This is a genomic window from Streptomyces capoamus, assembly GCF_014654935.1.
Classification (GTDB): Bacteria; Actinomycetota; Actinomycetes; order Streptomycetales; family Streptomycetaceae; genus Streptomyces; species Streptomyces capoamus.
On sequence record NZ_BNBF01000009.1, the window covers coordinates 39810 to 51974 of the forward strand.

Sequence of the window (12165 nt, forward strand, 5' to 3'; positions counted from 1 at the left end):
CACCAGCACCTTCAGCCAGTCCGTGCCCGTCGCCCCCGGGACGGCGGGCCGGCCCGGCGGCAACGACATGGTGACCGCCCGGCCCCAGGCCGCCGAGGCGGTGTGACGCGGAGCGATCCAGTCGCCCGAGAAGAGGCCGGGGTGGATCCGGAACCGGTCGGTGAGGTCCAGCAGCACGCAGTACAACTCCCGGTCGGTCGTGTTGCGCAGCCGGATGAACACCTCCGGCTCCTGCCAGCCGTCCGGGCCCCGCCGGTAGCCGAGGTGGACGGCACCGTCCGGGCCGGGCCGCAGCGCGGGCCGGGCGCCCGAGTCGACGGACTCGCCGTCGCGCACGGCCACGACCTCCACGGCCACGGCGCCGGACAGCTCGGAGACCGCGTTGTCCAGGTCCTTGACCCGCCGCCAGCGCGCGATGTGCTCCAGGTCCCGGACCACCCGGTCCGCGTCGTCCGGCGTCGCGCACGGCACGTCCGGAGCGATCGGCCGGCCGTCGGCGGCGGTGATGCGCACGGTGGCCGGGCGCGGTACGCCGACCCGCGCGTCCGGCAGCCGCCGGGTCCGCGCGTCCCGGTCCAGGACCCGGACGTGGGGTGAGGGGCCGCCGGCCGGTCCCGCCGTCCCCAGGGCCGCGGCGACCAGCCGGAGGACCTCGTCCGCCGCGTCGTCCGGGCCACCGTCCAGCGCGACGGTGCCGACGGGCAGCGGGACGCCGGTCAGCACCACGGGGTACTGCCGGTCCGGACGCGGTGTCCAGCCGACCGGCACCACCTCGCTGCGGTCGGTCAGCACCCGCTCCACCCGCACCTCCAGCGGCGGATCGGAGTCGTGCACCGTCAGCAGGGCCGGATCCGACGGCGTTCCGGCCGGCATGCCGTGGCAGGCCCCCGCGTCGATCTCCCAGGCGCCGCGCAGCCACCGCATGGTCACGGGGGAACGCGCCGCCCTGACGGCACCGCCGACGAACGGCCGGTCCACGACGGCCTCGGCGGCCGGGGACAGGACGGGGATCTGTCCGCGGGCGGCCTCCTCGACCCGGCACCGGGCACCGGTCATCAACTCCCGGCACGTCGCCCCGAGTCCGAGGCTCTCCAGACGCTCCAGCAGCGCCAGGCTGAACAGGCCGCGGTCGCCCTGGTCCGTCGGCACCTCGACGGCGTATTGGTCCGAGTGGCAGGCCGCCAGCAGCACGTGCGGCTCGGGGCCGGGACGAGACGGTGCCATACCGCGCCGGGGTGCCGTCCCGCCCCGGTCGGCCGGCCGCGCGCCGAAGGGCAGCAGCAGGGCCCCGTCCGGCGGCCGGTGCGGGAACGGCGGCTGTCCCCGGACCGCCAGCGGCGCCCGCCACGGACCGTCGGCCGCCCCGGCCGCGCCGGGCCCCCGCGTGCCGCTGTCGGAATGGCAGCAGTCGAGGACGGCGACGACATGGACGCCCCGCGCGGTGATCTCGCCGATCAGCACGGCGAGGTCCTTGTCGTAGAGGTCGGGTACGCCGTCGTGCCTGCTGTCGGCGCACAGCAGCGTCTGCATCAGTCCGGTCGGCTCGAAGCGGGCGAACTCCGCCGGCACCGGTGCCTGTGACCCGTGGCCGCTGAACCAGAAGAGCACGCTGTCACCGGCGGCGGCCCGGCCCAGGTGCTCCCGGAAGCCGCCGATGACCGCCGCGCGGGTGGCCGCCCGGTCGGTCAACCGCAGCGGCCGGTAGTCCTCGCCGGGCAGCCGGGTGCTCAGCAGGGTGTCCACGGCGTCGATGTCGTTGCGGCAGCCGTTGAGCCGTACGACCGGTCCGCTGTACTCGTCGATTCCCACCAAGAGCGCGTACAGAGCCACGCGTGCACCTGCTTCCTGAACGTCGGCGTACCCGGCGTGAAGGGGTCCGACGTGCAGGGTGCCATGCGACGAGCCGCTCGCAGAACGGTTCAGAACGGAAAAAAAGTACTGCTCAACTTTCCGCAATAAAACGGGATTCGCAGGTGTGTCGGGGTCGGTGGTGTCGGTGGTGTCGCGACGGACACGGCGCGAGGAGGTCACGGACGATACCCGCCCGGCACGCGGGGAGACGTGCGGAACCGTCCACGCCGTCCTCGGCCCGCGCGGGCTGGTGGCGGTCGGGGGACTGGTGGAACCGGCCCGTTGGGTCGGCTCCACCCAGCCACCCGGCAGGGGCGGCACGGTGCGCCTGACCAGGCAGGCGGGCGCCGACGTCTGGGACGCCCGGCCGCTCGGAGAGCCGGGGGAGGCGGGCGGCGCGGCGTGAGCGTCTTCGACGACTTCGACGAGATGTTCGCCGGCTCCGCGGACCCGGCCGACGACATGCAGTTCAACACCGAGTCGTACCACCGGCGGATCGTCATCCTGCTGATCGACGTATCCGGGTCGATGCGGTTCGCCGAGAAGGGCACCCGCCCCATCGACGAACTCAACCGGAGCCTGCGCGCCTGGCTGCCCGAGATCCGCGAGCAGGGCCGAGGCCCCTTGCGGTCGGTGGAGTTCGCGGTGGTGACCTTCGGCGGTGACGGGGTACGGGCGGTCACCGGTGACGCCCGCCGGCCGGAGGACGAACTCGCCCACGACGGTGGCGTGTTCGTGCTCGCGTCCGACCTGGATTTCGACGACCTGACCGCCTCCGGTACGACACCGATGGCCCAGGCGCTGGAGTTCGCCCTCCGGCTCGGCGACCGCAGGGTCCAGTACCTGGCCGACCGGCACGGCCTGCAGACCGGACAGGTGCGGCTCATCCTCTTCAGCGACGGCGAACCGAACGATGTGCACCGTGAGGGCCGTCGCCGCGCGGGACCCCGCGAAGGTGAAGGTGACGCTCAGCGGGGACGAGGAAGAGGTGGTCACGTGTGCCCGCTGGTTCCGCGACGAGCAGGTCGGGCAGGATGCCGAGGTCTGCTTCCAGCGGGGCGAACCGTTTCCGTGGGAGGGGTGGCGGAAACTGCCGCACGACGACCGGCTCTTCAGGGGGCTGTTGCTGGGCGATGAGCCCCCGCTCGCGTGGTAGTGCTGTACCGGCGACTTTCACACGGACGCCACCCAGCCCTTCCCTGACGTTTGCTGCTCTTGGAACACTCGCTCCGCGCGGATTCCGTCATCTGACGGCGTCTGGTACGTCAGGACGAGAGGAACCTCACCCATGCCCGAAGTCAACCGGCGGCGTTTCCTGCAACTCGCCGGCGCCTCCACGGCGTTCACCGCGCTGGCCGGCAGCATCCAGCGTGCGGCCGCCCTGCCTGCCCACTACCGCACCGGATCGCTGGACGATGTCGAGCACATCGTCGTCCTGATGCAGGAGAACCGTTCCTTCGACCATTACTTCGGCACGCTGCGAGGGGTCCGCGGTTTCGGCGACCCCCGCTCCGTCACCCAGAACGGCAGGTCGGTCTGGAGGCAGTCCGACGGCACGAAGGACGTCCTGCCCTTCCACCCCGACGCCGACGACCTGGGCCTGGCCTTCATCCAGGACCTCCCGCACGGCTGGAACGACGGGCACAGCGCGTTCAACGGCGGCAGGTACGACCGGTGGGTGCCCGCCAAGTCCGCGACCACGATGGCGTACCTGACCCGCGACGACATCCCCTTCCACTACGCGCTCGCGGACGCCTTCACCGTCTGCGACGCCTACCACTGCTCGCTCATCGGCTCGACCGACCCCAACCGCTACTACATGTGGACGGGGTACACCGGCAACGACGGCACGGGCGGCGGCCCGGTGCTCGGCAACGACGAGAAGGGGTACGGCTGGACGACGTACCCCGAGCGGCTGGAGGAGGCCGGGGTCTCCTGGAAGATCTACCAGGACGTCGGCGACGGCCTCGACGCGAACGGGGGCTGGGGCTGGATCGCGGACCCCTACCGCGGCAACTACGGCGACAACTCGCTGCTCTACTTCGACCGGTACCGCGGCGCGGCTCCGGGCGACCCCCTGTACGACAAGGCCCGCACCGGCACCGACGCCCGTACGGGCGAGGGCCTCTTCGACCGGCTCAGGGCCGACGTCCAGGCGGACCGGCTGCCCCAGGTCTCCTGGATCGTCGCCCCCGAGGCCTTCACCGAACACCCCAACTGGCCCGCCAACTACGGCGCCTGGTACGTCTCCCAGGTGCTGGACGCGCTCACCGCCGACCCCGCGGTGTGGGGGAAAACCGCGCTGTTCATCACCTACGACGAGAACGACGGCTTCTTCGACCACGTCATCCCGCCCTACCCGCCGGCCTCCGCCGCGCAGGGCAGGTCGACGGTCGACCCCGCGCCCGACGTGTTCCAGGGCGACTCCGGTCACGTCGCCGGCCCCTACGGGCTCGGCCAGCGGGTGCCGATGCTGGTCGTCTCCCCGTGGAGCAAGGGCGGTTACGTCTGCTCCGAGACCTTCGACCACACCTCGATCATCCGGTTCGTCGAGCGGCGCTTCGGTGTGCGCGAGCCGAACATCTCGCCCTGGCGGCGCGCCGTCTGCGGCGACTTGACCAGCGCCTTCGACTTCTCCCGCAAGGACGGCGCGCCCGTCGTCCTGCCGTCCACGGCCGGCTACCGGCCGCAGGACCGCGACCGGCACCCGGACTATGTGCCCAAGCCGCCCGCCCACCCGGCCCTGCCCCGGCAGGAGCCCGGCAGCCGGCCCACCCGCCCGTTGAAGTACTCCCCCGTGGTGGACGGTTCGGCGGACACCGCGGCCGGGAAGTTCACGCTCACGTTCGCCTCGGGGGCGCACGCGGGCGCGGTCTTCCTCGTCACGTCCGACAGCCGTACCGACGGCCCCTGGACGTACACCACACAGGCCGGCAAGACCCTCTCGGACACGTGGAACTCGCAGTACTCCGGCGGCGGGTACGACCTCACGGTGCACGGCCCCAACGGCTTCCTGCGTGCCTTCAAGGGCCGCAACAAGGTCGCCGGACCCGAGGTGACCGCACGGCAGGCCGGGGACGACATCGCGCTCACCTTCACCAACAAGGGCTCCGGCACCGTGCGGCTGAGGCTGGCCGACGGATACGGCGGAAGCCCGGTCACGGTGACGGTCCGCCCCGGCGCGACCGTGCGGCGCACCGTCGGGCTCGCCGCGAGCAGGCGCTGGTACGACCTGACGGTCACCTGGGACGCCGACCCCGCCTTCCTGCGCGGCTTCGCCGGGCACGTGGAGAACGGCCTGCCCGGTGTCAGCGACCCGGCGATCGTCACGGTCTGAACGCGCGATGAGCACCGTTCCGTACGGACTGGTCAGGTACCGATCAGATCAAGGTAGTGTGCCCCGGTGACCACGCAATCGAACACTCCTGCAGGCTGGTACCCGGACCCGCACGGCGCGGCGCAGACGCTCCGCTACTGGGACGGCTCGCAGTGGACCGAGCACACCAACCCGTCCCGGCAGCCGGCCGGGCAGGTCCCGCCGCAGCCGGCCGCGTTCCCGCAGCAGCAGGCCGGCGACGCCAAGGTGCAGCGCCAGGTGCAGCAGCAGGCGGGTGTCGCGGCCGGCGGCCCCGGCGGCGGCACCCTGTTCACCGAGCCCGTCCTGGTCGTGAACCAGAAGGCCAAGCTGATCGAGCTGACCAACGAGTACAAGGTCATGGATCAGAACGGCCGGGAGATCGGCTCGGTCACCCAGATCGGGCAGGGAGTGCTGCGCAAGATCCTGCGCTTCGTCTCCAGCATCGACCAGTTCCTCACCCACAAGCTGGAGATCCGCGACGCCCACGGCCGGCCGCAGCTGCTGCTGACCCGGCCGATGAAGATCTTCAAGTCCCGGGTGATCGTGACCCGTCCGGACGGCTCGCCGGTCGGCGAGATCGTCCAGAAGAACATGATCGGCAAGATCAACTTCGCGATGATGGCGGACGGCCGGCAGGTCGGCGCCATCAAGGCGGAGAACTGGCGGGCCTGGAACTTCGCGATCGTCGACCACGCGGACAACGAGGTCGCCCGGATCACGAAGACCTGGGAAGGCCTCGCCAAGACCCTCTTCACGACCGCGGACAACTACGTCCTGCAGATCCACTACCAGCTGCCCGAGCCGCTGCTGAGCCTCGTGGTGGCCACGGCCCTCACCGTGGACACCGCCCTCAAGCAGGACGCGCGCGGCTGGGGGTGACCGCCGGGCGGCCGGCGCGGGCGGCCGGCCGCCGATGCCGGCGCGGTTCACAGCGCGGTGAGGTGCCCCGGCTGCTCCGGCTGCCGGGGCACCAGCACAGGTTCGGCCGTGGCCGACCCCGGCTCCAGCGCGAGCACCGCCGCCACCGGGTGCTCGTCGTGCGCGGCGAACTCCCCGGGCCGCGCGGGACCGCCGCCCGCCGGGGCCGTCCGGGTGAGCAGGACGACCCCGCACGCCGCCAGCCCCGCGCCCGCGAGGGCCAGCAGGACCCCCGCCGCACCGCCCCGCAGCCCCTGTCCCAGCAGGGTGAGGCCGACGGCCGCGGCGGCGACCGGGTTGGCGAGGGTGACGACGGCCAGGGGGGCGCCGAGGCCGCCGCGGTAGGCGGTCTGGGACAGCAGGAGTCCGCCGACGGCGAAGCCGGCGACGAGTACGGCGACCACGATCACCCCGGCGCCGAGGGCCGGCCCGGAGCGGTCGGTGGCGGCCACGGTGACCGTCTGGGTGAGCGCGGAGGCGACGCCCGAGGCGAAGCCGGACGCGGTGGCGTGCCGCAGGCCCGGCCGGGCGCCGGGCCGGCTCAGCAGACCGATCGCGGTGGCCGTGGTCCCCGCGACGGCCAGGGCCTGGGGCAGTGACAGCACCCGCGCGGGCGCCGGACCGGAGGCGCTGACCAGCAGGGCGGCGAGTCCGAGCAGGGTGAGCGCCGTACCGCGCCACTCCACGGCGCTGACCCGCCGTCCGGCCGCCCGCGCGCCCAGCGGTACGGCGGCGACCAGGGTGAGCGCCCCGAGCGGCTGCACGGCGGTCAGCGGACCGTACTTCAGGGCGACGACGTGCAGCAGCGCGGCGACGGCGTTCAGGCCGACCGCCGACCACCAGGCGCCGGTGCCCAGCAGCCGCAGCAGGCCGGTACCGGCACTGCGCGAGGCGAGACGTTCCTGGGCGACGGCGGCGAGCGCGTAGGCGACGGCCGAGACGAGGGACAGACCGAGGGCGGCCAGCGCGGCGGGGCTCATCGGCCCGCTCCCGCCAGGACCGGCTCCGGGGCGCCGAGGCGGCCGGTGCCGCGCCCGGCCGTGCCGGCGGCGCGCCGGGGCCGGTGGACGATGCCGAGGGAGAGGCCGAGCATGGCTGTGGCGACGATCGCGTCGAACCAGTAGTGGTTGGCCGTGCCCACGATCACCAGGAGGGTGACCAGGGGGTGCAGCAGCCAGAGGTGGCGCCATCGGGAGCGGGTCGCGGCGATCAGGCCGATCGCCAGCATCAGTGCCCAGCCGAAGTGCAGCGAGGGCATGGCCGCGAACTGGTTGGACAGGTGGTCGCCGGCCGGGGGGCCGTACACCGAGGGGCCGTAGACGCGGCCGGTGTCGACGAGGCCGGTTCCGGTCAGCATCCGGGGCGGGGCCAGCGGGAAGGTGAACGGCAGGACGAGGGCGGCGCCGGTGAGGACCGCCAGGACCCGGCGGGCCCAGAGGTAGTGCGCGGGCCGCCGCAGGTAGAGCCAGACCAGGAAGGCGAGGGTGGCCGGGAAGTGGACGGTGGCGTAGTAGGTGTTCGCCACGTGCACGAGGGTGTCGCCGTGCAGCAGTGCCGACTGCACGGCGGTCTCGCGGGGCAGGTGCACGGTCCGTTCCAGGTGCCACACGCGGCCGGCGTTGCGGTAGGCCTCGCCGGTGTGCCCCATGGCCAGCCGCCGGCCCAGTTTGTAGACGAGGAAGAGCCCGGCGACCAGCAGGAACTCACGTATGAGAGGCGGCCGCGCCGGGGCTCCCGGCTCGGTGTCCGCCTCCGCAGGCTCGGTTCGTGCGTTCATCCCCGGCCCCTTCGCTGACGGTGGTGCGCGTGCGCCCCGGTCGGTACCGGAACTCATCGATACGTTGTCGTACCGATACGCCAGTGTACCGATACGCTTGAGTACCGGTACACTGGCGTATCGATTGATGTGCGACACACTGGTAACAGGCTCGAGTGAGGGGAAACACCGCATGACGTCGCAGGCCGCGGACGGACCGGACACGGTCGCCGCCTCGCGCCGCTCCAAGATCACGCCGGAGCGTGAGCGGGAGTTCTTCGACGCCGTGCTGGAACAGATCCGCGAGTGCGGCTACGACTCCGTCACCATGGAGGGCGTCGCCGCCAGCACCCGGTGCAGCAAGTCCACGCTCTACCGGCAGTGGAAGACCAAACCGCAGTTCGTCGCGGCGGCGCTGCGCGCCAACCGCCGGGTGAGGTTCGCCGGCATCGACACCGGGTCACTCGCCGGGGACCTGCGCCGGGCCGCGCTGGCCGCGGGCGACTGGTCCGGCAAGGACACCCGGCTGCTGCAGGCGCTCGGGCACGCGGTGACGGCCGACCAGGAGCTGGCCCGGGCGCTGCGCGAGGCCCTGGTGGACCCGGAGATCGCCGCGCTCGAGGAGATGCTGGCCCGCGGTGTGGCCCGGGGCGAGGTGCGGGCGGGGCACCCGGCGCTGGAGTACATCCCCGCCATGATGTTCGGCGTCCTGCGCGTGCGGCCGGTGCTCAGCGGCCAGTACGCCGACTCCGACTACCTGGTCCGGTTCGTGGAGGCCGCCGTGCTGCCCGCGCTCGGACTGACGTGAGACCCAGGCCGCCGTCCACGGGATGACTGGACGGTGACCTGCCGGCGCCGCACCGTGGGGACGGGGGCGGCGCGCACCCCCCGGCCGGGTGGGGTTCCCCTTGAGCGGAGGGGAACCCCACCCGGCCGGTCCGTGTCCCGGCCGGCCCGTGTCCCGGGCGTCCGCCCTCAGACGTCCTGGCCGTTCCCGCCGCCGGAGGAGACCTTGATCCCCTTGAGGATCTCGTCGATCACGGACAACTCCTGCCCGGCGTCCACGCCGAAGCGGACCACCACGATCCGCCGGGCGTCGTTCGGTGAGGGGAAGGCGACGGACTCGACGTAGCCGTCGGCGCCCTTCCTGGTGACCGCCTTCCAGCGCACCAGGTAGCCCTTCTGCCCGGCCACCGTCACCGCCTCGGACGCCAGTTGCCGGTGCGAGGTGATGCCGCCGTAGGTGGTACCGCCGTACGACGCCTTGGCGTTGGCCGCGATGTCCGCCTTGGCGACCTCCTCGGCCGTATCGCCCTTGGCGCCCAGCAAGGCCGCCGGGGCCGTGTAGGCGCCGCCCGGGGTGCAGGTCTCGGCCGTGTCGCCCGGGCACGCGTAGGAGTCGCCGGAGGTCACCTGCGCGCCGAGCTTGATCGCCTGTCCGGTCCAGCCCTTCGGCACCGGCAGGCTGATGCCGTTGGCCGGGTCCGGTACCGAGCCGCCGCCCTCGACCTTCGGCGCCTCGGACCCCCTCGGGGACGGCGAGGCCCCGCCGGAACCGCCCGGGCCGCCGGGCCCGCCCGGTCCGCGCTGCCCGCCGCCCGGCCCCTGTCGCGAGCCCGCCCGGTCGCCGCCCCCGTCGTCGCCCCGGGTGAGGGCGTACACGCCGGCCACGACGCACGCCAGGACGGTGGCGGTCACCGCGACGGCTATGCCCGTGCGCAGCCCGCGCCGGGACCGGGCCGGCGGCTGGGCGGGATATCCCGGGTACGCCGGCTGAGCCGGGTATCCCGGGTGCGCCGGGTGTCCGGGGTGGGCGCCGTACCCCGCGGGGGCCGGGGGACCCCAGGCGGCGGCCGGGCCGGCGGGGCGGGTCCCGTCCGTCCAGGCCTTGCCGTCCCACCACCGCTCGGTGGGCGGACCGTCGTTCTGCTGCCCGGGGTCGGGGTACCACCCGGGAGGAGTCACCTGCGTCATGCCCCCACCGTATGAGGCGACGGTGAAAGTGGGATGAGAGGATCGGCCGCCCGCGTGCGGACCGCGACTTTCCACCCGGTTTGTCACCTCTCCGCGTCGCGCCGCCCGGCCTGTTGACACTCCGTCCGCTGGTCGGGCGGGCACGCGCGTCGCCCGCCCGCCCCCTCTTTCACCCGGGCGGGCAACAGGTGCCGCGACCAGCCGCCACGGGCCCCACCGGACGGCTACGCTCGGGCCCTGTACGCCGTTCGGGCGACCTGGGGAGGTAACGGGATGACGGAGGGACGGCCGTCGGCGGCCGGTTCGGCTCCCCTGTGGGAGCGGGACACCGAGATCGCCGCCGTCGCGCAGGCGCTCGACGTCCTGTGCGCGGACCAGTCGTCCGGGGGCAGCCTGCTGGTCCTGCGGGGCGAGGCCGGACTCGGCAAGACCGCGCTGCTGGCCGAGATCCGCCGCATCGCCGAACGCCGCGGCTGCGCCGTCTGGTCCGCGCGCGGTGCCGAGACGCTCAGGTCCGTCCCCTTCCACGTCGTCCGGCAACTGCTCCAGCCGGCGCTGCTGTCGTTGCTCCCCGAGGAGGCCCGCGAGTACCTCGGCGACTGGTACGACATCGCCGGCCCCGCCCTCGGCATAGCCGAACCGCAAGGGGACAACGCCGACCCGCAGTACGTGTGCGACGGACTCGTCGCCGCGGTGCGCCGGCTGGCCCGCCGCGAATGGCCGCTGGTGCTCCTGCTGGACGACGCGCACTGGGCCGACCAGGAGACCCTGCGCTGGCTCGCCGCCTTCGCCGGACGCCTGGACGACCTGTCCGTCCTCGTCGTGGTCGCCCGCCGTCCCGGCGACGACAGCGGCGACGGCGCCCGCCTGCTCGACGAGGTGGCCGCCGCCGCGGGACGCCCGGTCCAGAACCTGAGCGCGCTCACCCCGGACGCCACCGCCGGGCTCACCCGCGCCACCCTCGGCCGGCACGCCGACGACCCCTTCTGCCGCGAGGTCTGGGCCGTCACCGGCGGCAACCCCTACGACACCGTCGAACTCCTCGCCAAGGTCCAGGACAGCGAACTGCAGCCGGTGGAGGCGCGGGCCGCGGAGCTGCGCGCGCTCAACCGCGCGGCCCGCGGCGGCGGACTGGTCGACCGGCTCAAGGGCCTCGGCCTGGAGGCCACCCGGTTCGCCTGGGCCGCCGCCATCCTCGGCACCGGCATCACCGTCGACATGGTCGCCCGTCTCGCCACCATGCCCGACGACCTCGCCCGGCAGTGCGCCGAGCTGCTGTGCAACGCCCGCATCCTCACCGCGCCCGAGCCGGCCGCCGGCACCGAACCCGGCGACGGCGAGCTGGAGTTCGTCCACCCGCTCATCGCCACCGCCGTCTACCACTCCATCCCGCCCGGTGTGTGCACGGCCATGCACGGCGTCGCCGCGCAGATCATCACCGAGCTGGGGCGGGGTGCCGCCGAGGCCGCCCGGCACCTGCTCAAGGTGCACCCGGACGACGACGAGGAACTGGTCGAGCAGCTGCGCGAGGCCGCCCGCGAGCACCTCGCCGTCGGCGCCCCCGACGCGGCCCGCCGCTGCCTGGAACGCGCGCTCGAGGAGCCGCCGCGCCCGGCGGTGCACGCGCACGTCCTGTACGAACTGGGCTGCGCCGCCCTCCTGACCAACCCCGCCGTCACCATCGACCACCTGCAGAGCGCGCTCGGCATGCCCGGCCTGGACGGGGACGAACGGGTGGACGCCGTCGTCCGCCTGTCCCAGGCGCTGCTGCACAACGACCAGTTGGAGGAGGCCGTCCGCACGGTCGAGGCCGAGGCCGCCCGGCACGAGACCGGCCCCGTGCGGATGCGGCTGCAGGCGTTCCAGTTCATGTGGGAGGGCATCCACGGTGAGACCGTCTCCACCGCCCGCTCCCGGCGCCTGGCCGAACTGGCGGGCACCTGCTCCGGCCGGGACAACGCCGAACGGGCCCTGCTGATCCTGCGCGGCTTCGACGCGATGACCCACGGCGAGAGCGCCGACGAGGTCCTCGAACTGTGCGACCGCGCCCTGGTCAACGGCCGGCTCGCGCCCGGACTCGGCTGGACCGACCCCGAGTGGGGCATGGGGCTGCTGATGATGCTCGGCAGCACGTACGCCTACGCCGACCGGCTGGACCGGGCCGAGAGCCTGTTCGCCGAGGCCCGGCGCGTCTACACCATGGCCGGCTGGCGCGGCGGCCACCTCTCGCTGGCCAATGCCTTCCTCGGGCTCGCCTACCGCAGACAGGGCCGGCTCCGCGACGCCGAGTCCACCCTGCGCGAGGCCC

General features: G+C 73.7%; 10 protein-coding genes. 6 read left to right on the top strand and 4 right to left on the bottom strand.

The annotated features are described in order from the left end of the window. Positions 1–1830: caspase family protein (locus tag IE312_RS16160; RefSeq protein WP_189982364.1), on the bottom strand; the 1830-nt coding region annotated here is incomplete at its 3' end. A 169-nt stretch (positions 1831–1999) separates the two neighbouring features. Here IE312_RS16160 and IE312_RS16165 point away from each other — a divergent pair. The 4 genes from IE312_RS16165 (at position 2000) to IE312_RS16180 (ending at position 6088) form a co-directional block, all read left to right on the top strand. Beyond that, positions 2000–2257 carry a hypothetical protein gene (locus IE312_RS16165; RefSeq protein WP_189982366.1) on the top strand — a complete coding sequence of 86 codons (258 nt, stop codon included), beginning with the start codon at positions 2000–2002 and terminating at the stop codon, positions 2255–2257. Then, positions 2254–2988 (top strand): vWA domain-containing protein, encoded by a 735-nt coding sequence (locus IE312_RS16170; protein ID WP_189982368.1) that lies wholly within the window; start codon positions 2254–2256, stop codon positions 2986–2988. Before IE312_RS16165 ends, IE312_RS16170 begins: the two co-directional genes overlap by 4 nt. A 151-nt stretch (positions 2989–3139) precedes the next feature. Next, entirely contained in the window at positions 3140–5188 is a 2049-nt protein-coding gene (locus IE312_RS16175; RefSeq protein ID WP_189982370.1) for a phosphocholine-specific phospholipase C, read from the top strand. Positions 5189–5254: 66 nt separating this feature from the next. Then, on the top strand, positions 5255–6088 hold the full coding sequence (locus IE312_RS16180) for an LURP-one-related family protein (RefSeq protein WP_189982372.1): 834 nt from the start codon (positions 5255–5257) through the stop codon (positions 6086–6088). Positions 6089–6135: 47 nt separating this feature from the next. Here the strand turns inward: IE312_RS16180 and IE312_RS16185 are convergent, their stop codons facing one another. Both IE312_RS16185 and IE312_RS16190 read right to left on the bottom strand, forming a co-directional pair. Further along, positions 6136–7107, bottom strand: a complete 972-nt coding sequence (locus tag IE312_RS16185; protein WP_189982375.1) for a DMT family protein — start codon at positions 7105–7107, stop codon at positions 6136–6138. Next, positions 7104–7904, bottom strand: coding sequence for a phosphatase PAP2 family protein (locus tag IE312_RS16190; RefSeq protein WP_189982376.1), 801 nt, complete (start codon positions 7902–7904; stop codon positions 7104–7106). The genes IE312_RS16185 and IE312_RS16190 overlap by 4 nt, the downstream gene beginning before the upstream one ends. A 172-nt stretch (positions 7905–8076) precedes the next feature. Between IE312_RS16190 and IE312_RS16195 the strand changes: the two genes are divergently transcribed. Next, complete coding sequence (locus tag IE312_RS16195) at positions 8077–8691, top strand: TetR/AcrR family transcriptional regulator (RefSeq protein ID WP_189982378.1); 615 nt, start codon at positions 8077–8079, stop codon at positions 8689–8691. Positions 8692–8858: 167 nt separating this feature from the next. Here IE312_RS16195 and IE312_RS16200 read toward each other — a convergent pair whose 3' ends face one another. Next, positions 8859–9857, bottom strand: coding sequence for a DUF2510 domain-containing protein (locus IE312_RS16200; protein ID WP_189982380.1), 999 nt, complete (start codon positions 9855–9857; stop codon positions 8859–8861). A gap of 273 nt (positions 9858–10130) precedes the next feature. On the opposite strand from IE312_RS16200, the gene IE312_RS16205 reads away from it, so the two are divergent. Then, a partial coding sequence (locus tag IE312_RS16205; RefSeq protein ID WP_229899869.1) for an ATP-binding protein occupies positions 10131–12165 on the top strand: 2035 nt, incomplete at its 3' end.